Below are 22843 nucleotides of genomic sequence, written 5' to 3'. Positions count from 1 at the left end.
GACGTGTCCCTCAGTTAAACCAATGTTCCCGTGCTTTCATGATCAGCGCGCGTGCTTCATCCTCGGTCACGCTGGCCATCTCGACCAGTTCGTCCACGGCCAGTTCGGCCAGGTCGTCGCGCGTGTGGATGTTGCCTTCGGCCAGCTTGCCGATCAGCTCGGGCGTCAGGCCGTCGAGGGAGCGCAGGTCCTGCGACACCTCTTCCACCTTTTCTTCCCGGGCCAGTTCCATCGTCAGCAGCGCATCGCGGGCGCGATTGCGCAACTCGTTGACGGTGTCCTCGTCGAAGGCCTCGATCTCCATCATTTCGCTGATGGGCACGTAGGCCACTTCTTCCAGCGTGGAGAAGCCTTCCTCGATCAGGATGTCCGCCACTTCCTCGTCCACGTCCAGCTTGGCCATGAACAGCTTGCGCACCACTTCGCTTTCCTCGGCCTGCTTCTGCGCCGATTCTTCCTGCGTCATGATGTTGATCTGCCAGCCGGTCAGCTCCGACGCCAGGCGTACGTTCTGACCGCTGCGGCCGATGGAGATGGCGAGGTTTTCCTCGTCCACCACCACGTCCATGCTGTGCTTTTCCTCGTCGACCACGATCGACTGGACCTGTGCCGGGGCCAGCGCGCCGATCACGAACTGCGCCGGGTCTTCCGACCACAGCACGATGTCCACGGCCTCGCCGCCGATCTCGTTGCGCACCGCCGTCACACGCGTGCCACGCACGCCGACGCAGGTACCGATCGGGTCGATGCGCTTGTCATGCGCCACCACGGCGATCTTGGCCCGCACGCCCGGGTCACGGGCGGCCGCCTTGATCTCCAGCAGGCCCTGTTCCATTTCCGGCACTTCGTTCTCGAAGAGCTTGATCAGGAACTCGGGCGCGGTGCGCGACAGCTCGATCTGCGGGCCACGCGCGGCGCGGTCCACGTTCAGGATGTACGCCCGCACGCGGTCGCCGGTGCGCAGGTTTTCCTTCGGAATGATCTGGTCGCGGGTCAGCAGCGCCTCGACGCGGCCCGATTCCACGATCAGCCCCTTCTTGTCGGCGCGCTTGACCGTGCCGGTCATGATCTTCTCGCCGCGATCCAGGTAGTCGTTCAGGATCTGCTCGCGCTCGGCGTCGCGGATACGCTGCAGGATCACCTGCTTGGCAGCCTGCGCGCCAATGCGGCCGAACTCCACCGACTCGATCTGCTCTTCGATGAAATCGTCGAGCTGGATGTCGGCACTCTGTTCCTGGGCTTCGAACAGCAGGATCTGCTTGTCCGGCTCCTGCAGGCCCTGTTCGTCGGGAACCACGAGCCAGCGGCGGAACGTTTCATGCTCGCCCGATTCACGGTCGATATGGACGCGGATATCCACGTCTTCCTCGAAGCGCTTCTTGGTCGCGGAGGCGAGTGCCGCCTCCAGCGCACCATACACCACATCCTTGTCGACGTTCTTCTCGCGCGCTAGCGCATCGACGAGCAACAGAACTTCGCGGCTCATTGCTTGTTCCCTTTTCTTTGATTTCCCTTGAAGTCGATCACCGGCACCAGACGGGCCTTGTCGACATCGGATATGGCGAATTCCAGCAGTGCCGGGCCGTCCTTGCCCTCGAATTCCAGGCCGATCTTCTCGGCCCCGGCCTCGCCTGCGGGTTCGCGCAGGATGCCGGTGAAATTCTTCTGGCCGTTGACCGGCAGGCGCAGCGTGACCCGGACTTCGTCTCCGGCAAAGCGGGCGAAGTCGGCAAGCTTCTTGAGCGGACGGTCCAGGCCGGGCGACGACACTTCGAGGCGCTCGTAATCCACGTTCTCGACCGTGAGCACGTGGGTAAGCTGGCGGCTTACCTTCTCGCAATCCTCAATGACGATGCCGGTTTCAGGCTGATCGATATAGACACGCAGAAGTCCGGCCGGGGCACGCTCAAGCTCAACCAACTCGTAGCCCATGCCGATAAGGGTGGTTTCGATCAAATCTGCCAGTTGCACTGTAATCCCGAGTAGTGGCCTTCAACACTTTGGCAGCCACCGGGCAACACAACGTTCTGAAAGCGAGTTTCCGAAACGGCCTGTAAGCTGCCCTGCCTGCCGATCATCCATGGACGGCGCGCCAAAGTGGCGCACCCGGGCCAATGGCGCAAATGGGCGAACCAAAAAAAAATGGGCGCAATGCCCATCATTCGCCCATCCTCGCCGAGGATGATACTTTTGAATAGACTTTGATTATACGCGGATTATGTCCAAAAGGCAAAAGCCAGCTTGATCCGCGTCGGGAGGGGGCGATGGCCGGTGCTGCACATGGCCGCCCCCCTCGCCTCAATCAACGATGCCCGCCACGGCCGCCGCCGCGCGGACGGCGCGCGCCGCCACCGGCACCGCCGGCGCCGCTGCCACCCCGTGCGTTACCGCCACCCTTGGCTGCCTTCGGCATCACATTTCCATTCACATCGCCACCGCCGCCACGACGCGCACGGTTGCCGCCCGCGCCGCCGGCATTGCCTGCGTTGCCAGCACTGCCGAAACCGCCGGCCTTGCCGCCACGGCCGCGGTTGCCCGCACCGCCCGCACCACCGCGCATGCCGCCGGCACCGCCCAGCCCGCCGCCGAACTTGGTCGTGTGCGACGTCAGCGGCGCCGGACCCGACGGGATGTAGCCCATCGACGTCTGCATCGGATCAGGCTGGCCACCCCGGCCGGCGCTGCCGCCGCCCCGGTTGCCGCTGCTCTTCTCGAAGCGCGGCAGGCCATCCATGCCGGTGTGCATCGGCATGCCGGCAATCGCTGCCTCGGTGCGCTGCTTGCGGCCGCCCACCTTGGTGGCGCCCTTGCCACCGCCATCGTCCTTCGACGGCGCCTTCAGGCCGACATTGGCCATCAGCGCGCGCACTTCCGTGGCCTCCAGCTCCTGCCAGCGGCCACGCTTGAGGCCACGCGGCAGCAGGAACTGGCCATAGCGGGTACGGATCAGGCGCGACACGGTCAGGCCCACGGCCTCGAACATGCGGCGCACCTCGCGGTTGCGGCCCTCGGTCAGCGCCACGTGGTACCACTGGTTCACGCCCTCGCCGCCGCCATCCGCGATGCGCAGGAAGTTGGCGTCGCCATCATCGAGTTCGATGCCGTGCAGCAGGCGCTGGCGGTCCGACTCGGACAACTCGCCCAGCGTGCGTACCGCGTACTCGCGCTCCACGCCATAGCGCGGATGCATGAAGCGGTTGGCGATATCGCCCGAGGTCGTGAAGATCAGCAGGCCCTCGGTATTGAAGTCCAGCCGGCCCACGGCCACCCACTTGCCGTTCTTGATGCGCGGCAGGCTGTCGAAAACGGTCGGACGGCCTTCCGGATCGGACTGGCTGACGATCTCGCCGGCCGGCTTGTGATAGAGCAGCACGCGCGGCGGCTTGGTCGACACCTTGCGGTGGATCAGCTTGCCGTTCACGCGCACCTGGTCGGCCGGGAGGATCCGCTGGCCGATATGCGCGGGCAGCCCGTTGACCGAGACGCGGCCCTGCAGGATCAGCTCTTCCATTTCGCGGCGCGAGCCCAGGCCGCCGTCGGCCAGCACCTTGTGCAGCTTCGGGGCGTCGTCATCCGAGGTCAGCTCGCGCACCGGCTTGGCCTTGGTACGCGGCACGATCGTCTCTTCGGCGTCGAACTGCTCAGAAATCACGAAACGGAACACGTCCTCGGCGCCTGCCGCCTTGGGCTTGCCGGCAGCCTTCGCCGGCTTGTCGCCCTGGCGGGCGTCAGCCTGGCGCGGTTCGCCCCGGCCGCCCGGCTTGCCGCTACCACCCTGGCCCTGGCCCTTGCGTGGCTGGCCCGGCTTGCTGCGCTTGCCCGCCTGCTCCGCCGCTGGCTTGTTGTCGCCATCGACCAGCGCGGCCTTGCGTTGCGGCTGCTGCCGGCGCCGGCGCTGCGGCTGGGCATCGCCCGCCTCGGCCTGACGGGCGTTCGGACGTCCCTCGGCGCGTGCCGCGGCGCCCTGCTCGCCAGCCTCGGCGGCCGGTGCCGGCTTGCGGCGGCCGCGCGGGCGCGGCGCAGCAGGCTGCGCGCCGTCCTCGGCCTGGGCCGGCGGCACGCCTTCGGCGTCGCCCCGACCGGCATCCCGATCCTGGGCGCCCTGGCGGCGCGAGGCCACCAGGTTGCGCAAGCCACGGCGAAGGCCCTTGCGGCGCGGCGCGCCGTCGGCGCCATTGCCCGTATCGGGCGCTGCGCCGGCGTCGCCCGGCACGTCCGGCTGGCGGACGTCTTGATCAGCGGAATCAGACAAAGTATTCACTATCGATGTTGCATGTTGTTCAGTTGGACACGCGCTCGTCGTCTTCGGCCGGATAAGGCGCAGTGCCCTCCTGGTCCGCTTCCGGGTCAGCCGTTTCGGCAACTTCCGGGTCGGAAGCCTGGGTGTCCACGTGGAAACCGTTGGCATGCGCCAGCGGCGCGTCGTCGTCCTCGGCGGACGTGGGAGACTCGTTCCCGACGCTGTCTTCTTGTTCTTGCGGTACTGCGTGCTCTGCCGGCGCGCCGGCATCGTCCTGGGCTGCCTCAACTGGTGCGGCGGCCTCGGACTCGGATTCTTCCGGCGCGGCAACGACAGTTGCGTCGCCCTCCCCGGCAATCTCGGCCGCCCCGGTCACCTCTGCTGCCTCGGGCGCGGCGAATGTCTCTTCGTCGGCCGCAGCGGGGTTAGCCGTGGCGATGTCCTCGAAATTGATGGCCTGCTGGTCGAGCAGCGTGGCCTGCGCCTGCGCCTGGGCATCTTCGAGCGGCGGCAGTTCGTCCAGCGAACGCAGCCCGAGGTCGTCCAGGAATGCCTTGGTCGTGGCATACAGTGCCGGCCGTCCGGGCACGTCCCGATGGCCGATGACCTCGATCCAGTCGCGGTCCTCAAGCTTCTTGACCACTTCCGTGCTGACGGTGACCCCGCGGATTTCCTCGATGTCACCCCGCGTGACGGGCTGCCGGTAGGCGATGATCGCCAGGGTCTCCATGACCGCGCGGGAATACTTGGGCGGCTTCTCCGGATTGAGCCGGTCCAGGAACTCGCGCATCTCGGGCCGGCTCTGGAAGCGCCAGCCGCTGGCCAGCGCCACAAGCTCCACGCCGCGCTGCTGCCAGTCCTGGCGCAGCTCCTCGAGCAGCACCCGGATGGTATCGGCACCGACGTCGTCGGCGAACAAGCGCCGCAGTTCACCAACGCGCAAGGGTTCCTGCGCACAGATCAGCGCGGTCTCGAGGACGATCTTCGCCTCTTGGGTATTCATGTGATTGTGTGCAGCCTGTCTTTGCACCTGCCCCCGGATGAATCCCGGGGCACTGGAGATTGCAGATACAGCGAGGCCGAAGCCTTCGCCATCTCGTCGCGCAGCCGGCTCGCGCTGGTTGGAGCGCCGCCGTGCACCTCGTTCTTTGCATCGATTTGCCGGGTCTGTCCGGCAGGAGATCGTCCGGGGCCGGTAGCCATCGCCGGTCGACGGACCTCTTGCGTCGCGCCTCCCCCTTCGGGACGGACAATCGCCTGGACCAACGGATGGCCAAGACGGCAAGAAACAATCGGATATCGGCTCGGGCAACCTCGCCCGACCCGGCGTCACCTTCCCACCGCCGCCGGCCTTTTAACCAGATCTTTTGAACCGGATGGTCTGTGGGGATGGTTCCGGCATGACCCGCATGCCTGAAAACCCTGGACGGGCACCCCAGATCAGGGAAGCCGCCCCGGCGACGCCTCGTGCATGACGCGGCGCGATACCGTGGTTCTCGGGATTGTATGGCATTCCCGCTCGATCCCGCAACCCGGGGTTGTGGCCGATTCAGAACACGACGCAGAACCCGTGCTGGCCCAGGGTGTCCGGCAGCCACAGGGCCCGGGCCAGCCCCAGCACCCCGAAACCGACCACCAGCAAGGCCGACAGGGTGCGCACATGACGCCGGCGCGACAGTTGCCGCAGGTAGCCGGATAGCCCCGAGATCACCAGCAGATTCGGCAAAGTACCTAGTCCGAAGGCGCCCATCACCAGCGCGCCGGACGGTGCGTTGCCGGCCAGCAAGGCCAGCGCGAGTGCGCCATAGACCATGCCGCAAGGCACCATGCCCCACGCCAGGCCGGTGGCGTAGCGGCCGGGAAACGAAGGCGCGGCGCCCGTCGCGCGCATGGCGGGATTCCGACGCCGCAGTGTTTGCAGCGCGGATGCCAGGCCGGCGGCGGCGCGCGCCGCGAGTCGCTCGACCATGCCGAGGCGGATCGTCCAGCCCCACAGGATGCAAAGCCCGGTGAGCACCAGCAGCGCACTGCCCGCGCCGAACAGCCAGCGCTGCACTGGAAGATAGTCGTGCGCCCACGCCGCGGCACCCACCGCGCCGGCCGCCGCGCCGAGCAGCATGTACATGGTGACGCGCCCTGCGTGCATGACGCAGACCGACAGCCACCAGCGCGCACGCGAGCGATGCACGAAGGCCACGGAATGTGACACGGTCTGTTGCGTGTGCATCGGATTCTGCTCGACTGCAATAGCAATTCCTCCACACATCGCTGCGCAATGCACACCGCCGAACAAGGCAATCAGAAAAACGCTTAAAAGCACGCCAAATGGCAACTGTTCCTCGCTTCCACGTCACTCGACGCTGTAAAATGCACGCATCGCGCCCTCGCTACAAGCGCATTCAAACGAGCACCTCAATTGCTGACTTCGATCCCCGTCACCGAGATGTCGCCACGCTGCTCCACTTGTGCCATGGGCCAGCTTTGCCTGCCTGTGGGCATGTCGCAGCAGGACCTGGCGAAAATGGACACCCTCGTGCAGGAACGCGTGCGAGTTCACAAGGGCGAAACGCTGTATCGCATGGGCGAACCGCTGTCCGCGGTCTACGCCATCCGGTTCGGCACGCTGAAAACGCACGTCACGATGGAGGACGGCCGCACGCAGATCACCGGCTTCCATCTGCCCGGCGAAGTCATCGGCCTCGACGGCCTCAGCGAGATGCAGCATGCCTCGGACGCCACCGCGCTCGAGGACACCGAGGTCTGTGTCGTGCGCTTCGATGACCTGCAGTCGCTGTCGAGTAGCCTGCCCTCGCTGCAGGGCCAGTTCCTGCGCCTGATGAGCAAGGAGATCTCGCAGGACCAGGTCATGCTGATCACACTTGGCTCGATGCGCGCCGAAGAGCGGCTCGCCGCCTTCCTCGTCAACATGTCCGAACGCCTGGCGGCGCGCGGTTACTCTTCCACCGAGTTCGTGCTGCGCATGAGCCGCGAGGAAATCGGCAGCTATCTCGGCCTCAAGCTCGAAACCGTGAGCCGGTTGTTCTCGCGCTTCGCCGAAGCGGGCCTGATCCAGATTCGTCAGCGGCATGTGAAGATCATCGACATGGCGGGCATCAAGCAGGTCTACAGCCGTTCCTGCTGAAACCGGCACCCCTGCGAGAACAGGCCGCCCGGCATCGCGCCGTGGCGGCCTTTGTTTTTCCCGACATCGGCTGCGCGTGCCCTATTCGAACTCATCGGTATCGCTGAGCCGGATCGGCATCGTGTAGAGCGTCAGCCCGCTCGACAGCGCGCAGAACAGCCACGCCAGCAGGAAGCCCACGGTATAAATGGCCTGGCGCGGCGCCTCGACCGGATGGCCGAAGAAACTGATATCGCCCGGGTCCACCACCGAGAACACCACCGCCGTGGCAGCCCCTGCCATCAGGAACGCCGGCCACAGTACCCACATCAGCCAGCGCAGTCTCATGGGCGGCTCCGCGGCGCCGTTGTACCGGCGGCGGCGTCGATCTTTTCGACGACCAGCCCGTGCCGGCTGGCATCTTGCACCGGCACGTCGGCGTGGGTGTTGGCCAGCCAGATTGTCACGCCGCATCCGATCATCGCCAGCAGCGGGCCGGCCATCAGGATCCACGGCCACGGCTCGCGGTACCAGGGACGCGGCGCATGGGCGGCGTGCGAAGGGGTTGGGGTCATTGCGCTCTCCTCTGTTCGTTGCCGTGGTCGACGGCGGGGGCTACAGATTGCGGGGGACAATAAAACTCGTACTTTGCCGAATCTGTACGCCGCGCGACGCTTCGGTTTCGGTGGTCACCGTTATGTCGATCTTGTGCGTGCCCTGCTTCGCGTCTTCGATCGGCACGCGGATCCGGATTGGCAGCAACCGGTTCGAAGTGGGCGCCAGCGCCCCGGCCGTCTGGTCGTACTCGACGATCAGGCCCGCCATCTCGCTGCTGTCGGCATTGACGCGGATCGTCATCGGCGCCTCGGTGGCATTGATCAGTTGCAGCCGGTAGACGTTCTCGATCCAGCGGCCGTCCACTTCGCGGCCCAGGGCGCCACGATCCCGGATGATGTCCACCTTGAGCGGCGTGCGCATGGCCAGCGAAACCACGAAGCCGGCCACCAGCGCGAGCCAGATCACCGAATAGATCACGGTTCGGGGCCGCACCAGCCGCTTGCGGGCATCGGCCACCGACAGCGCCGCGCGCATGGCGTTCTCCGAGGTGTACCGGATCAGCCCGCGCGGATACTCCATCTTGTCCATGACCTGATTGCAGGCGTCGATACAGGCTCCGCAACCGATGCACTCGTACTGCAGGCCGTCGCGGATATCGATGCCGGTCGGGCAGACCTGCACGCAGATGCTGCAGTTGACGCACTCCCCCAGCCCGGCGGCGCGGTGATCCGCCTTGCGCGAGCGGCTGCCGCGCGGCTCGCCGCGTCCAACGTCATAGGTCACCACGTAGGTGTCGCGGTCCACCATCACGCCCTGGAACCGGGCGTACGGGCACATGTACTTGCAGACCTGCTCGCGCATGAAGCCCGCGTTGCCCCAGGTGCAGAACGCGTAGAACAGCATCCAGAACGCCTGCCACGGGCCGAGCGAGACATGCAGGATCTCGCTGCCAAGTTCGCGGATGGGCGCAAAGTAGCCGATGAACGTGAAACCCGTCCAGAGCGCGATCACGATCCAGAGCGTGTGCTTGGTGGCCTTGATGCGCAGCTTGCGCAAGCTCCATGGGTCGCCGTCCAGCCGGATGCGGGCGATGCGGTCGCCCTCGATCCGGCGTTCGATCCACATGAAGATTTCGGTGTAGACGGTCTGCGGGCACGCATAGCCGCAGAACAACCGTCCGGCGATCGCCGTGAACAGGAACAGGGCCAGTGCCGATATGACCAGCAGCACGGCCAGGTAGATCACGTCCTGCGGCCAGAGCACGAGCCCGAAGATATAGAACTTGCGTGCACCGAGGTCGAACAGCACAGCCTGGCGGTCATTCCACTGCAGCCATGGCGTACCGTAGTAGACGAGCTGCGTGAGGATGACGAGCCAGACGCGCCAGCTCGAAAACGCGCCCGTGACCGAGCGCGGATAAATCTTGCGACGCACCTCGTACAACGCTTCTTCCGTTGCATCGCTGGCCGTCTTCGGGGGCGGCGCGGGGCGCCATGTCCGGGGCGCGGAAGCGTCCGGACCTTCGGGTGGGGTTTTCAGGGGCGCGTTCATGGTCTAGCCCTCAGCCCCGGCAGGCCGCCTGGCCGGCCGGGGCGGTTCGTTATTGCCCTGCGGCTCCGGCGGTCGCGGTATTGGAAAGACCCCAGACGTAGGCGGTCAGCATGCGAATCCGTTCCGGTGTCAGAATTTCCTCGTGCGCGGGCATGTGGCCGTTGTGGCCCTTCAGGATCGCGTCGACGATGGCGCCTTCCGAGCTGCTGTAGAGCCAGACGTTGTCGGACAGGTTCGGCGCACCGAGCGCCTGGTTGCCCTTGCCGCCCGAGCCATGGCAGGCCGCGCAGGTCGTCTTGAACGTGCTTTCGCCGCGCGACGCCCGGATCGGGTCGTAAGCCAGCCCGGAGAGCGACCGGACGTATTGCGCGGTGTCGCCGGCCTGCTTCGCGTCGATGGCGCCCGCAAGCGGCGGCATCATGCCGTTGCGGCCCTTGGCGATGGTCTGCTGGATCGTGTCAGGCTCGCCGCCATACAGCCAGTCGTTGTCGGTCAGGTTTGGAAAGCCGCGGCTGCCGCGCGCGTCCGAGCCATGGCATTGCGCGCAGTAGTTCAGGAACAGCCGCTGGCCAATCTCGCGCGCATCGGGGTCCGCCGCTACCTGCTTGACGTCCATCTGCAGGAATCTGGCGTAAATCTGATGCTGGCGCGTCTCGGCTGCCGCACGATGGGCAGCCAGCTCGCCTTGCGAGGAGAACTTCAGCACGCCCGGATTGCTGCCGAGCCCCGGATACAGCACCAGATAGCCCAGCCCGAACACGCAGGCCAGCAGGAACATCCACATCCACCAGCGCGGCAGCGGGTTGTTCAGCTCGCGCAGGTCGCCATCCCAGACGTGGCCGGTGTCGTCGGAAGTGCTGACGCCCTTGGGCATCTTGCGCTGGGAGAACAGCAGCCAGACACACCACGCGATGCCGATCAGCGCGATCGCCGCAATGTAATAGCCCCAGAAATCGGAGAAGAAATCGCTCATGGTTACGGATTCCGGCTTGGGTTGTTGTTTTCGTCGGGCAAGGCGAATGGCAGCATGGCCGATTCCTCATTGGCCGCCTTGCGGCCCGCCGACCATGCCCACCAGCAGATGGCCAGGAACGTCGCCATCGATAGCACGGTGGCGATTGCAGTCACGATCATCATGGCGTTACTCCTTGGCCGGTGCGACTTCGGTCGCCGCCGGCGCGGCGGGTGCGGCGGCCGTGTCCACCCGCACGTTGCGGCGGTTCAGGCCCAGCCCCTGCAGGTACGCCACCATGGCGTCCTCCTCGGTCTTGCCGGCCAGTTGCTCTGGCGCGCCGGCGATCTCGGAATCTGTATAGGGCACGCCGAGCCGCTGCAGCGCGCGCATGCGCGGCTGGATCGAGTCGGTGGGCAGCGCCGTCTTCTCGAGCCACGGGTACGACGGCATCACCGATTCGGGCACCACGTCACGCGGGTTGCGCAGGTGGATGCGCTGCCAGTCGTCGGAATACCGGCCGCCAACGCGCGCCAGGTCCGGGCCGGTCCGCTTGGAGCCCCACAGGAACGGGTGGTCGTAGACCGATTCGCCGGCCGTCGAGAAATGGCCATAGCGCTCCGTCTCGGCCTGCAGCGTGCGCACCTGCTGCGAATGGCAGCCCGCGCAGCCCTCGCGGATATAGATGTCGCGGCCCATCAGGCGCAGCGGCGAGTACGGCGTGATGCCGGGGTCCGGCTTGGTGGTGGAGTGCTGGAAGAACAACGGCACGATCTGCACCAGGCCCGCAATGCTCACGACGATGATGGTCGCGACGATCAGCCAGCCGACGTTCTTCTCGAGCGTCTCGTGGCGGAAGAAACCTTGATTCTGAGACATCGTTGCAATCCTCGGCGATCAGTGGGCGGAAGCCGGCAGGCTGGCCGGAATCGGCGCATCGACGGCAGGCTTGCCAGCGATGGTGCGGACGACGTTGTAGGCCATGACCAGCATGCCGGACAGGAAGCACAGGCCACCGAGCAGGCGGATCAGGTAGAACGGATACTTGGCCTTGACCGCTTCGACGAACGCGTAGGTCAGCGTGCCGTCAGGCTGCGTGGCGCGCCACATCAGGCCCTCCATCACGCCGGCGATCCACATCGAGGCGATGTAGAGCACCACGCCGATCGTGGCAATCCAGAAATGCCACTCGATCAGGCGCACGCTGAACATTTCCTTCTGCCCGAACAGGCGCGGGATCAGGTAGTAGAGCGAGCCGATCGAAATCATGGCGACCCAGCCGAGCGCGCCCGAATGCACGTGGCCGATGGTCCAGTCGGTGTAGTGCGACAGCGCGTTGACCGTGCGGATCGACATCATAGAACCTTCAAAAGTGGCCATCCCGTAGAACGACAGCGCCACCACGAGGAACTTGAGGATCGGATCGGTGCGCAGCTTGTGCCAGGCGCCGGACATGGTCATGATGCCGTTGATCATGCCGCCCCACGACGGCGCGAGCAGGATCAGCGAGAACACCATGCCGAGCGACTGCACCCAGTCGGGCAGCGCCGTGTACTGCAGGTGGTGGGGGCCGGCCCACATGTACGTGAAGTTGAGCGCCCAGAAGTGGACGATCGACAGGCGGTAGGAATAGATCGGGCGTCCGGCCTGCTTCGGGATGAAGTAGTACATCATGCCGAGGAAGCTGGTGGTCAGGAAGAAGCCCACCGCGTTATGGCCATACCACCACTGGATCATGGCGTCCTGCACGCCCGCGTAGGCGGAGTACGACTTCCACATCGACGCCGGCATCTCGATGTTGTTGACGATATGCAGGATGGCGATGGTCAGGATGTAGGCGCCGAAGAACCAGTTCGCCACGTAGATGTGGCGGGTCTTGCGCTTGACAATCGTGCCGAAGAAAACAATGGCGTAGGCCACCCAGACCAGCGTGATCAGGATGTCGATCGGCCACTCGAGTTCCGCGTACTCCTTGGAAGTCGTGATGCCCATCGGCAGCGTGATGGCGGCGGCCACGATGACCAGTTGCCAGCCCCAGAACGTGAACGCGGCGAGCGGCCCGCAGAACAGGCGCGCCTGGCAGGTACGCTGCACCACGTAGTACGAGGTGGCGAACAGCGCGCTGCCGCCGAAGGCGAAGATGACGGCGTTGGTATGGAGCGGACGCAGGCGGCCGAACGACAGCCACGGCGTGTTGAAATTCAGATCCGGCCAGATCAGTTGTGCCGCAAGCAGAACGCCTACGGCCATGCCGACGATGCCCCAGACCACGGTCATGACGGCAAACTGCCGCACCACGCCATAGTTGAAGGTGTCGACGCGCGGCGACGCGGTGGTGACAGCCATTCAGACCCCCAAGCTAAGAATGAATAAACCTATTGACGGTGTGACTTTAGAAAAACGCCACGGTCGTCGTGTTGACTTCGATCAAGACAACTGAATGTCGGTAGAACCCATCGCAAGAAAACCGGTCTGTGGCCACCACGGCAGATACGGACGCCGCAGCGCCCCAACTCGGACCATTCCGATCCCACGGCCTGCCTAGCGTTCCGGCGTCGACGGCGTGTCGTTGTCGAGCAGGATGGCCTCGCCGGGCCGGTCGAGGTCGTCGTACTGGCCGGCTTGCAGCGCCCACCACAGCGCCCCGGCGATCACTGCCGCCAGGACCAGGCTCATCGGCACCAGCAGATACAGCATCTCCATTCAGGAATCTCCCATCCGCGTCGCGTCGCGCGTACGCAGCAGCCGCCAGGCGTTCGCCACGACGAACAGCGACGACAGCGACATGCCGATGCCGGCCATCCAGGCCGTGACGAAGCCCGTGGCAGCCAGCGGGATTGCCGTGACGTTGTAGGCAAGCGCCCAGCCGAGGTTCTGGCGGATGACCCGCCGCGTCCGGCGCGCCGTGGCGATGGCGGTGGCGATCTCGGCGATGCCGCCGTGGGTCAGCACCGCGTCGGCGCCGGCCTGCGCCAGCGGCGCGCCGCTGCCGATCGCGATCGAAACCTGGGCCTGCGCCAGCACCGGCGCATCGTTGATGCCATCGCCGACCGCCAGCACCACGGCGCCCTCGCGCTGGAGCGCGGCCACGTAGTCGCGCTTGCCTTCGGGCGTCACGGCGCCGCTCGCGATATCGATCTGGAAATGGTCGGCCCACCAGCGCACCGCGGCCGGGCTGTCGCCCGAGACCAGGTGGCAGCGCACGCCGAGCGCCGCAAGCTGGCGCAGCAGCGCAGGAGCCTGGGCGCGGGCGATGTCGGCCAGTTGAAAGGCGGCCAGGATGCCGTCTCCGTCGCCGAGCCAGATTTCGGTCGCGCCGGGATGCCCTCCGCAGGCATGGCCGGGCTGGTCGGAAGCCCCTGACAGCCCCATGACGAACGCGGGACGGCCGAGCCGCACCGTGCGGCCATCGACCGTCGCCTGCAGCCCCTGCCCCGGCACATTGCGCAGGTCGTCCACGGCGACGGCCGGTCCATGTTCGGCAGCATGGAGCTCAGTGAAGGCCCGGGCGATCGGATGCTCGCCGCCCCGCTCCAGCGCCTGCGCGATCCGCTCGCAGGCCACTGCGTCGAGCACGCCGAAGGTCTGCGTGGCAACGAGCGCGAAGCGCCCTTCGGTCAGCGTGCCGGTCTTGTCGAGCATCACGTCGGTCACGCTCGCGAGCGTCTCCAGCGCATGGGCCCGCGTCAGCAGCACGCCGCGCCGCGACAGCGCGGCTCCGGCAGCGGCCAGCGCGGCCGGCGTGGCCAGCGAGAGTGCGCAGGGGCAGCTCACCACGAGCACCGCTACGGTCACCAGCAAGGCGCGCGACGGATCGATCCACAGCATCCACACCAGTCCGGTTGCGGCGGCCATGGCCAGCAGGATGCCGACGAACCAGCCCGCGACCCGGTCGGCAACCTGAGCCAGCCGAGGCTTGTCAGCCAGCGCTCGGTCGAGCACGGCGACGATTTCCGCCAGCCGCGTCTGCGCGCCGATCCGGTCGATCCGCACCTCCAGCGGACTGGCCGCGTTGAAGCAGCCGGCCAGCACGGTATCGCCGGCCACGCGCCGTACGGGGCGCGCCTCGCCGGTCAGCATCGACTCGTCGATTTCGCTCGCGCCGGCCACGACGACGCCATCGGCCGGAACGATCTCGCCGGCCTTGACCCGGATCCGGTCGCCGGCCCGCAGCCGTGCCACGGGAATGCGCTCGCCCTGCCCGCCCGCCTCGCCCAGCCGTTCGCAGGTGGCCGGAAGCTGCCGGGCGAGCATTTCGGCGCCGCTGCGCGACGCCTGGCGCACGCGCAGTTCGAGGTAGCGCGCCAGCAGCAGGAACGCCACGAACATCGTGACCGAATCGAAATAGACTTCGCCGACACCGCGCACGGTCGCTGCCACGCTCGCCAGGAAGCCGGCCGCGACGCCGATGGCCACCGGGACGTCCATGCCCATGTGCCGCCGCCGCAGCGAGCGCCACGCGCCGCCGAAGATCGGCGAGGCGGAATAGAGCACGACGGGGAGCGTCAGGGCCAGGCTGGCCCAGCGCATCAGTTGCAACTGGCCGGGGTCGATCGTGGCTTCATGGGTGTAGAGCGGCCACGCGTACATCATGACCTGCATCATCCCGAGCATCGCCACGGCCAGGCGCATCAGCAGCCCGCGCCGCTCGCGGCGATCCTGCTGGTCCGTGCGGGACACCTCGAACGGCCACGCCACATAGCCAATATCGGCCACGCTGCCCAGCAGCGCCGCCACACCCTGCTTCGCGGCCTGCCAGCGCACGATCACGCGGCGCGTGGCCACGTTCGCCACCACCGACTCCACGCCGTCGAGTTGACCCAGGTGCTGCTCGATCAGCCAGGCGCAAGCCGCGCAGCGGATGTTCTCGGGCGCCAGTGTGATCTCGCAGCGGCCGTCGCCCAGTTCGCGGACGAACTGCGCCTGCAACTCCGGAGTGTCATAGGCGGCCCAGATGGGCTCGGACTGGCGGCGGGCCTCGGCGTCGAGCGGCCGTGCGAAACGCGTGACATCGCTGTAGAGGTGGCCGAAGCCGGCGGCATGGAGCGTCTGCGCCAGGGTCTGGCAGCCTGCGCAGCAGAACGTACGGTGCTGGCCGCCGAGCGCGGCGGACAGCGGCGCGGCGCCATTCAGCGGCTGGCCACAGTGGAAACAGTCGGAAGCAGTGTCGGAAGCAGAATCTGAGGGGGTTGCCGTGAACGGCCCCGGGCCAGCGGTGACAGCCTGGGTGGCAGGAAGGGACGGCGCGAAGGGGGCGGTTGGTATCGACGGCATGGGCGCGCTTTTTTTACCCGACGAATACTAGGTAAAAAAAACAGGCCCTGCGTTGATGCAGGTCAAGTCAGAAACGACCTGCGCGAATACTTCCCGACTGCCGGCCAGCGCGCCACGACGCTGGCCATGCGGCGGGTCAGGTCAGCGATGTGTCCATCACCCGCCGTTCGGATTCCAGGTACTCGCGCGACTGCATTTCGATGATCCGCGACACCGTGCGATGGAACTCGCCAGCCATCTGGCCTTCGGTGTACAGCTCGTCGGCCGGCACCTCGGCTGACATCAGCAGCTTGACCTTGTGGTCGTAGAACACGTCGATGACCCACGTGAAGCGGCGCGCCTCGGACGACATGCGCGGCGTCATCTTCGGCACGTCCGAGAGAATCACGGTATGGAACTGCGAGGCGATTTCGAGATAGTCGTTCTGCGAGCGCGGCCCGCCGCACAGCGTGGCGAAATCGAACCAGACCACGCCGTTGGCCTTGCGCAGCGCCTTGATCTCGCGGTGCTCGATATGGAGAATTGGCGATTCGTCGGCGGTACCGGCGATGCCCGTGAAGGCATCGCGCAGCGCGGCGCTGGCTTCACGGTTCAGCGGCGTGTGGTACGCCTCCACCTGCTCCAGCGCCCGCTTGCGGTAGTCGATCCCGGCGTCCACGTTGAGCACGTCGAGCCTGGTCTGCAGCAGCGCGATGGCCGGCAGCACGCGGTCGCGGTGCAGGCCGTCCGGGTACAGCAGGTCCGGGCGGTAGTTCGAGGTCATCACGAACTGCACGCCATTGTCGAACAGTTGCTGCAGCAGCCGGTGCAGCATCATGGCGTCGGCCACGTCGCTGACGTGGAACTCGTCGAAGCAGATCAGCCGGAAACGGCGCGCGATGCGTTTGGCCAGTTCGTCGAGCGGATCGGGCCGGCCGCGCAGTTCTTCCAGTTCGCGGTGCACCTCGCGCATGAATTCGTGGAAGTGCAGGCGCGTCTTGCGCACCACGGGCACGCAGGAGTAGAAGCTGTCCATCAGGAACGACTTGCCGCGCCCGACCCCACCCCACATGTAGACGCCCTTCGGAACGTCGGGGTGGACCAGCCACTTCTTGAGCGTGTTGTTCCGGCGGCTCTTGTAGGCCACCCATTCGTCGTAGCATTGCTGCAGCCGGGCCACGGCGCGCAGTTGCGCCTCGTCGGACTGGTAGCCGCGCTGCTTGAGTTCCTGCTCGTAAAACTCGGTGACGTTCATCGTTGGGGGCCTACGGGAATACGGGGGGCTTTGAAGCGAAAACGGCGCGCCACGGATTTCGCGGCGCGCCGGGGGTTCACCGCAAGGTGAACACGGGCATTACATGTTCAGCTGACGCTTGTCGACGGCCAGCGCGGCTTCGCGCATGACTTCCGACATCGACGGGTGCGGGTGGCAAACGCGGCCGATGTCCTCGCTTGCTGCCTTGAACTCCATCGCCACCACGGCTTCGGCGATCAGGTCCGAGGCGTTGGCCGCCACGATGTGCACGCCCAGGATCTCGTCGGTCTTGGCGTCGGCCAGCATCTTGACGAAGCCGTCCGCGGCGCCCATGCCCAGCGCACGGCCGTTGGCCATGAACGGGAACTGGCCCGACTTGTAGGCGCGGCCTTCGGCCTTGAGCTGCTGCTCGGTCTTGCCAACCCAGGCGATTTCCGGGAACGTGTAGATGACCCACGGCACCGTGTTGAAATCGATGTGCGGCTTCTGGCCGACGATACGCTCGGCCACGGCCACGCCTTCGTCTTCGGCCTTGTGCGCCAGCATCGGGCCACGCACCACGTCACCAATCGCCCAGATGCCCGGCACCTTGGTCTGGCAGTGGTCGTCCACCTCGATGAAACCGCGCTGGTCCACGCCCAGGCCAACGGCTTCCAGGTTCAGGTTGTCGGTGTTCGGCACGCGACCGACCGATACGATCAGGCGATCGACTTCGAGCGTCTGTTCTTTTCCGTCCTTGTCCGTGTAGTTGACCGTGACATTGTCCTTGCCGGCCTTGACTTCGTTGACCTTGACGCCAAGGTTGAACTTCAGGCCCTGCTTGGTCAGCAGCTTCTGCGCTTCCTTGGCCACGCCTTCGTCGGCGGCGCCCAGGAACGCGGGCAGCGCTTCCAGCACGGTCACGTCGGCACCAAGGCGGCGCCACACCGAACCCAGCTCCAGGCCGATCACGCCGGCGCCGATCACGCCCAGCTTCTTCGGCACCGAGTCGTACTTCAGGGCGCCTTCGTTGTCGCTGATCAGCTTGTTGTCGACGGTGATGCCCGGCAGGTGGCGTGCCTTCGAACCCGTGGCAACGATCACCTGCCTGGCGGTCAGCGTCTCGCCGTTGACTTCCACCTGGAAGCCTTCGGCGGCCTTGCCGGCGAACTTGCCGTAGCCCTTGAACAGCGTGATCTTGTTCTTGCGGAACAGGAACTCGATGCCCTTGGTCATCTTGCCGACGATGTCGTCCTTGCGCTTGAGCATCTTGGCCACGTCGACCTTGATGTCGCCCACGGTGATGCCGTGGTCGGCCAGGTGGTGCGAAGCGTTCTCGAACTCCTCCGAGGAAGCCAGCAGCGCCTTGGACGGGATGCAGCCCACGTTCAGGCAGGTGCCGCCGAGGCGGGCTTCGCCCTTCGGATCGTCATAGGCATTGCCTTCCAGGCAGGCCACGTTCAGGCCCAGCTGGGCAGCGCGAATGGCGGCGATGTAACCGCCGGGGCCGGCGCCGATCACCAGCACGTCGAATTGTTTGCTCATGGGAAATATCTCTTTGGCACGTCAGGTCCGCCGGGGAAGGCAGACGTCCGGGCGCATCGCACCGGGCGATGCACTGGCCGGGTCCCCGCGCCGGAGCGCGGGGACGACGACAAACGAAAGACCGAGGTCTGTCCGGGAGTGGGACCGCTTACAGGTCCAGCAGCAGGCGGGCCGGATCTTCCAGCGCTTCCTTCATGGCCACCAGGCCCAGGACGGCTTCGCGGCCGTCGATGATGCGGTGGTCATAGGACATGGCCAGGTAGTTCATCGGACGGATCACGATCTGGCCGTCTTCCACCACGGCGCGGTCCTTGGTGGCGTGCACGCCCAGGATGGCCGATTGCGGCGGGTTGATGATCGGGGTCGACAGCATCGAGCCGAACGTACCGCCATTCGAGATCGAGAACGTACCGCCGGTCAGCTCGTCCAGCGACAGCTTGCCGTCACGGGCCTTGGCGCCGAACTCGGCGATCTTCTTCTCGATGTCGGCCAGGCTCATCTGGTCGGCGTTGCGCAGGATCGGCACCACCAGGCCGCGCGGCGAGCCCACGGCGATACCGATGTCGAAGTAGCCGTGGTACAGGATGTCGTTGCCGTCGACCGAAGCGTTGATGATCGGGTACTTCTTCAGCGCGTGCACGGCCGCCTTCACGAAGAACGACATGAAGCCCAGCTTCACGCCATGTTCCTTCTCGAAGCGGTCCTTGTACTTGGCGCGCAGGTCCATCACCGGCTTCATGTTCACTTCGTTGAACGTGGTCAGGATGGCGTTGGTCGATTGCGACTGGATCAGGCGCTCGGCGATACGGGCGCGCAGGCGGCTCATCGGCACGCGCTCTTCCGGGCGGTCGCCCAGCGCGGCGAAGTCGACCTGGGCCGACACCTGCGGCAGGGCCGGCTTGGCGGCGGCCGGAGCCGGGGCGGCCTTGGCGGCCGGGGCCGGAGCCGAGCCGGCGGCCAGCACGTCACCCTTGGTGATGCGGCCGTCCTTGCCCGTGCCGGCAACCTGCGAAGCCGACAGGCCACCTTCGGCCATCAGCTTGGCAGCCGACGGCATGGCGATGCCGCCAGCCGAAGCGGCTGCGGGAGCAGCGGCGGCCGGAGCCGGGGCGGCTGCGGCGGGTGCCGGAGCGGCGGCGGCCGGAGCGGCGGCGCCTGCGGTGGCTTCGGTGTCGATCTTGGCGATGATTTCATCGGCCACGACGGTGTCGCCGTCGTTCTTGATCACTTGCGACAGCACGCCGGCCGACGGGGCGGGCACTTCCAGCACGACCTTGTCCGTCTCGATCTCGATCAGGATCTCGTCCTGGGCAACGGCTTCGCCCGGCTTCTTCTTCCAGTTCAGCATGGTCGCTTCGGCGACCGATTCAGACAGTTGCGGAACCTTGACGTCAACAATAGCCATGGTTGGTTAATTCCTCGATGTATGCGTTGTGTTTCGTATCAGGCAGGCCACCCCGCCGCGGCAACCTCTTTCGGGCCGCGTGCGGGGCGCCAACGAATTACTTGGTCAGAACAAAGCCCTTGAGCTTCGAGAACGCTGCGTCCAGCAGCGCCTTCTGTTGCTCGTTGTGCTTTGCGTAGTAGCCCACCGCCGGCGAAGCCGAGGCGGGACGACCGGCATAACCGAGCTTCTGGCCTTCCGTCATGTTTTCCATGATGTAGTGCTGGACGAAGAACCAGGCGCCCTGGTTCTGCGGCTCGTCCTGGCACCACACGATTTCGGTCGCGCCGGAGTACTTCTTGAGTTCCGCGGCCACGGCCTTGTGCGGGAACGGGTACAGCTGTTCCAGACGGATGATCGCCGTGTCGGTGATCTCGCGTTCCTTGCGCGTGTTGACCAGGTCGTAGTAGACCTTGCCCGAGCACATGATCACGCGCTTGACCTTGCTGGCGTTCAGTTCCTCGTGATCGGGGATCACGGTCTCGAAATGGCCCTTGGCCAGATCGGACAGCGGCGACACGGCGTCCTTGCTGCGCAGCAGCGACTTCGGCGTCATGATCACCAGCGGCTTGCGGAACAGACGGATCATCTGGCGGCGCAGCAGGTGGAAGATCTGGGCCGGCGTGGTCGGCTGGACAACCTGCATGTTGTGGTCGGCGCAAAGCTGCAGGAAACGCTCGATACGGGCCGAGCTGTGTTCCGGACCCTGGCCTTCGTAGCCGTGCGGCAGCATCATCGTCAGGCCCGAGGCGCGGCCCCACTTCACTTCGCCGGACGAGATGAACTGGTCGATCACCACCTGGGCGCCGTTGACGAAGTCGCCGAACTGGGCTTCCCAGATCACCAGCGCGTTCGGTTCGGCGGTCGAGTAGCCGTATTCGAAGCCGAGCACGGCTTCTTCGGACAGCACCGAGTCGATCACCGTGAACGGCGCCTGGTTGTCCGACACGTTCTGCAGCGGCACGTACGAACCGGCATCCCAGCGCTCGCGGCCCTGGTCGTGCAGCACGGCGTGGCGGTGCGTGAACGTGCCACGGCCGGCATCCTGGCCCGTGATACGGACCGGGTAGCCCGAGGCCACCAGCGAGGCGAAGGCCAGGTGCTCACCCATGCCCCAGTCCAGCATCTGGTCGCCACGGCCCATGTTGGCGCGGTCCTTGATGACCTTGTCCACCAGCGGGTGCAGCTTCAGGTGTTCGGGGATTGTCGTGATCCGCTCGGCCAGGCGCTTGAGTTCGGTCACCGGCACGGCGGTGTCGGCGGCGTCGGTCCACTTGCGGTTCAGGAACGGCATCCAGTCCACGGCGAACTTGTTCTTGAAGTTCGACAGGACCGGATCGGCCGTGTGCTTGCCCGCATCCATCGCGGCGCGGTATTCCTTGACCTTGTCGTCGCCGAACTCGGCCGGGGTCAGGTTCTGCGCCACCAGCTTGTCGGCGTACAGCTTGCGCGTACCCGGATGCTGGGAAATCTTCTTGTACATCAGCGGCTGGGTCATGGCAGGCGTGTCCTGCTCGTTGTGGCCCAGCTTGCGGAAACAGATGATGTCGACCACGACGTCCTTGTTGAATTCCATGCGGAAGTCAACGGCCAGCTGCATGGCGTACACCACGGCTTCGGGGTCGTCGCCGTTCACGTGCAGCACCGGCGCCTCGATCATCTTGACCACGTCCGTGCAATACAGCGTCGAACGCGCGTCGCGCGGGTCCGAGGTCGTGAAGCCGATCTGGTTGTTGATGACGATGTGCATCGTGCCGCCCGTGCCGTAGCCACGGGTCTGCGCGAGGTTCAGGGTTTCCATCACCACGCCCTGGCCGGCGAAGGCCGCGTCGCCGTGCACCTGCACCGGCAGCACTTCCTTGTGGCCCACGTCGCCGCGGCGTTCCTGGCGCGCCTTGGACGAGCCTTCCACCACCGGGTTGACGATTTCCAGGTGCGACGGGTTGAACGCGAGCGACAGGTGAACCGGGCCGCCTTCGGTCGAGACATCGCTCGAGAAGCCCTTGTGGTACTTCACGTCACCGGCCGGCAGGTCGTCGACGTGCTTGCCTTCGAACTCGGCGAACAGGTCCGCCGGCATCTTGCCCAGCGTGTTGACCAGCACGTTCAGGCGGCCACGGTGGGCCATGCCGATCACGATTTCCTGCACGCCCTTCGAGCCGGCGTGCTGGATCATCTCGTCCATCGCGGCGATGAAGCTTTCGCCGCCTTCCAGCGAGAAGCGCTTCTGGCCGACGTACTTCGTATGGAGGAAGCGCTCCAGGCCTTCGGCCGCGGTCAGGCGGTCGAGGATGTGCTTCTTCTTCTCCAGCGTGAACACGGGCTTGGAACGCGTGGTTTCCAGGCGCTCCTGCCACCAGCGCTTCTGCGCCTGGTCGCTCACGTACATGAACTCGGCGCCGATGGTGCCGCAGTAGGTCTCGCGCAGGTTGTTGAGCAGCTCGCGCAGGCTCATCGACTCCTTGCCGAAGTACGTGTTGCTGGCATTGAAGACGATGTCGAGGTCGGCCTCGGAGAAGCCGTAGAACGCCGGATCCAGGTCAGGCAGGGGCGGACGCTCCTGGCGCTTGAGCGGATCGAGATCGGCCCAGTGCGAACCGATGTTGCGATAGGCGGCGATCAGCTGGGTGGCAGCGACGCGCTTGCGGCCCATGTCGGAATCGGCCGAGGCAACGATGGTCTTGATGGGGCCCTGCTTGGCGCGCTCGGCGAACGAGGCAACGATCGGTGCGTGGGGGATGTCGCGGGCGTTGGAACCGTCCACAGCCGGGACATTCTGCATCGCGTCGAAATACGCGCGCCAGTTGTCGGGAACCGAGCTGGGATTCTGGAGATAGGCCTCGTACAGCTCTTCCACATAGGGGGCGTTGCCGCCGAAGAGGTACGAATTGCTCTGATACTGCTGCATCATGGGGCGCTCACTATTCTCCGGGTCTGCCGGAGTT

19 protein-coding genes are annotated in these 22843 nt (G+C 66.0%); 1 reads left to right on the top strand and 18 read right to left on the bottom strand.

All coding sequences use genetic code 11. The features are described from left to right. Window positions 1-10 precede the first annotated feature (10 nt). The 5 genes from nusA to EV147_RS04475 all read right to left on the bottom strand — a co-directional run bounded on the left by nusA (window position 11) and on the right by EV147_RS04475 (window position 6572). Window positions 11-1486, bottom strand: coding sequence for a transcription termination factor NusA (gene nusA, locus EV147_RS04495; RefSeq protein WP_130389899.1), 1476 nt, complete (start codon window positions 1484-1486; stop codon window positions 11-13). Continuing rightward, window positions 1483-1971, bottom strand: a complete 489-nt coding sequence (gene rimP / locus EV147_RS04490; RefSeq protein WP_130389898.1) for a ribosome maturation factor RimP — start codon at window positions 1969-1971, stop codon at window positions 1483-1485. Before rimP ends, nusA begins: the two co-directional genes overlap by 4 nt. 331 nt (window positions 1972-2302) lie before the next feature. Then, the gene (rluB, locus tag EV147_RS04485; protein ID WP_130389897.1) at window positions 2303-4252 is read right to left on the bottom strand and encodes a 23S rRNA pseudouridine(2605) synthase RluB; all 1950 of its coding nucleotides are present in this window, start codon (window positions 4250-4252) and stop codon (window positions 2303-2305) included. A 28-nt stretch (window positions 4253-4280) separates the two neighbouring features. Then, window positions 4281-5243 (bottom strand): SMC-Scp complex subunit ScpB, encoded by a 963-nt coding sequence (scpB, locus tag EV147_RS04480; RefSeq protein ID WP_130389896.1) that lies wholly within the window; start codon window positions 5241-5243, stop codon window positions 4281-4283. 546 nt (window positions 5244-5789) lie between these two features. Continuing rightward, window positions 5790-6572, bottom strand: coding sequence for a sulfite exporter TauE/SafE family protein (locus EV147_RS04475; protein WP_130389895.1), 783 nt, complete (start codon window positions 6570-6572; stop codon window positions 5790-5792). An 84-nt stretch (window positions 6573-6656) separates the two neighbouring features. Here EV147_RS04475 and fnr point away from each other — a divergent pair, with 84 nt between their 5' ends. Next, window positions 6657-7382: a fumarate/nitrate reduction transcriptional regulator Fnr gene (gene fnr, locus EV147_RS04470; protein WP_130389894.1), complete on the top strand. Its 726-nt coding sequence runs from the start codon at window positions 6657-6659 to the stop codon at window positions 7380-7382. Window positions 7383-7463: 81 nt separating this feature from the next. On the opposite strand, the gene EV147_RS04465 is transcribed toward fnr, so the two are convergent. The 13 genes from EV147_RS04465 to EV147_RS04405 all read right to left on the bottom strand — a co-directional run bounded on the left by EV147_RS04465 (window position 7464) and on the right by EV147_RS04405 (window position 22809). Continuing rightward, window positions 7464-7709: a hypothetical protein gene (locus EV147_RS04465; RefSeq protein WP_130389893.1), complete on the bottom strand. Its 246-nt coding sequence runs from the start codon at window positions 7707-7709 to the stop codon at window positions 7464-7466. Next, window positions 7706-7936, bottom strand: a complete 231-nt coding sequence (locus tag EV147_RS04460; RefSeq protein WP_130389892.1) for a FixH family protein — start codon at window positions 7934-7936, stop codon at window positions 7706-7708. Before EV147_RS04460 ends, EV147_RS04465 begins: the two co-directional genes overlap by 4 nt. A 40-nt stretch (window positions 7937-7976) precedes the next feature. Then, on the bottom strand, window positions 7977-9470 hold the full coding sequence (gene ccoG, locus EV147_RS04455) for a cytochrome c oxidase accessory protein CcoG (protein ID WP_130389891.1): 1494 nt from the start codon (window positions 9468-9470) through the stop codon (window positions 7977-7979). A gap of 49 nt (window positions 9471-9519) precedes the next feature. Continuing rightward, window positions 9520-10443, bottom strand: coding sequence for a cytochrome-c oxidase, cbb3-type subunit III (ccoP, locus tag EV147_RS04450; RefSeq protein WP_130389890.1), 924 nt, complete (start codon window positions 10441-10443; stop codon window positions 9520-9522). A gap of 2 nt (window positions 10444-10445) precedes the next feature. Beyond that, window positions 10446-10607: a cbb3-type cytochrome oxidase subunit 3 gene (locus EV147_RS04445; protein ID WP_130389889.1), complete on the bottom strand. Its 162-nt coding sequence runs from the start codon at window positions 10605-10607 to the stop codon at window positions 10446-10448. Between the two features lie 4 nt (window positions 10608-10611). Then, window positions 10612-11301, bottom strand: coding sequence for a cytochrome-c oxidase, cbb3-type subunit II (gene ccoO / locus EV147_RS04440; RefSeq protein ID WP_130389888.1), 690 nt, complete (start codon window positions 11299-11301; stop codon window positions 10612-10614). 18 nt (window positions 11302-11319) lie between these two features. Next, window positions 11320-12768, bottom strand: a complete 1449-nt coding sequence (gene ccoN, locus EV147_RS04435; protein ID WP_130389887.1) for a cytochrome-c oxidase, cbb3-type subunit I — start codon at window positions 12766-12768, stop codon at window positions 11320-11322. A 195-nt stretch (window positions 12769-12963) separates the two neighbouring features. Further along, entirely contained in the window at window positions 12964-13125 is a 162-nt protein-coding gene (gene ccoS / locus EV147_RS04430) for a cbb3-type cytochrome oxidase assembly protein CcoS (protein ID WP_130389886.1), read from the bottom strand. Next, window positions 13126-15696 carry a heavy metal translocating P-type ATPase gene (locus tag EV147_RS04425; protein ID WP_130389885.1) on the bottom strand — a complete coding sequence of 857 codons (2571 nt, stop codon included), beginning with the start codon at window positions 15694-15696 and terminating at the stop codon, window positions 13126-13128. It lies immediately after the preceding gene. Between the two features lie 136 nt (window positions 15697-15832). Beyond that, the gene (gene zapE / locus EV147_RS04420; RefSeq protein WP_130389884.1) at window positions 15833-16930 is read right to left on the bottom strand and encodes a cell division protein ZapE; all 1098 of its coding nucleotides are present in this window, start codon (window positions 16928-16930) and stop codon (window positions 15833-15835) included. Window positions 16931-17029: 99 nt separating this feature from the next. Beyond that, window positions 17030-18454 (bottom strand): dihydrolipoyl dehydrogenase, encoded by a 1425-nt coding sequence (gene lpdA / locus EV147_RS04415; RefSeq protein ID WP_130389883.1) that lies wholly within the window; start codon window positions 18452-18454, stop codon window positions 17030-17032. Between the two features lie 148 nt (window positions 18455-18602). Then, window positions 18603-19859 carry a 2-oxoglutarate dehydrogenase complex dihydrolipoyllysine-residue succinyltransferase gene (odhB, locus tag EV147_RS04410; RefSeq protein WP_130389882.1) on the bottom strand — a complete coding sequence of 419 codons (1257 nt, stop codon included), beginning with the start codon at window positions 19857-19859 and terminating at the stop codon, window positions 18603-18605. A 97-nt stretch (window positions 19860-19956) separates the two neighbouring features. Next, window positions 19957-22809: a 2-oxoglutarate dehydrogenase E1 component gene (locus EV147_RS04405; RefSeq protein WP_130389881.1), complete on the bottom strand. Its 2853-nt coding sequence runs from the start codon at window positions 22807-22809 to the stop codon at window positions 19957-19959. Between the last annotated feature and the right edge of the window lie 34 nt (window positions 22810-22843).

Source organism: Cupriavidus agavae (assembly GCF_004217045.1).
GTDB classification, from domain to species: domain Bacteria; phylum Pseudomonadota; class Gammaproteobacteria; order Burkholderiales; family Burkholderiaceae; genus Cupriavidus; species Cupriavidus agavae.
The sequence above is the reverse complement of the archived record's forward strand: the minus strand, read 5'-3'. Positions and strand labels throughout refer to the sequence as shown.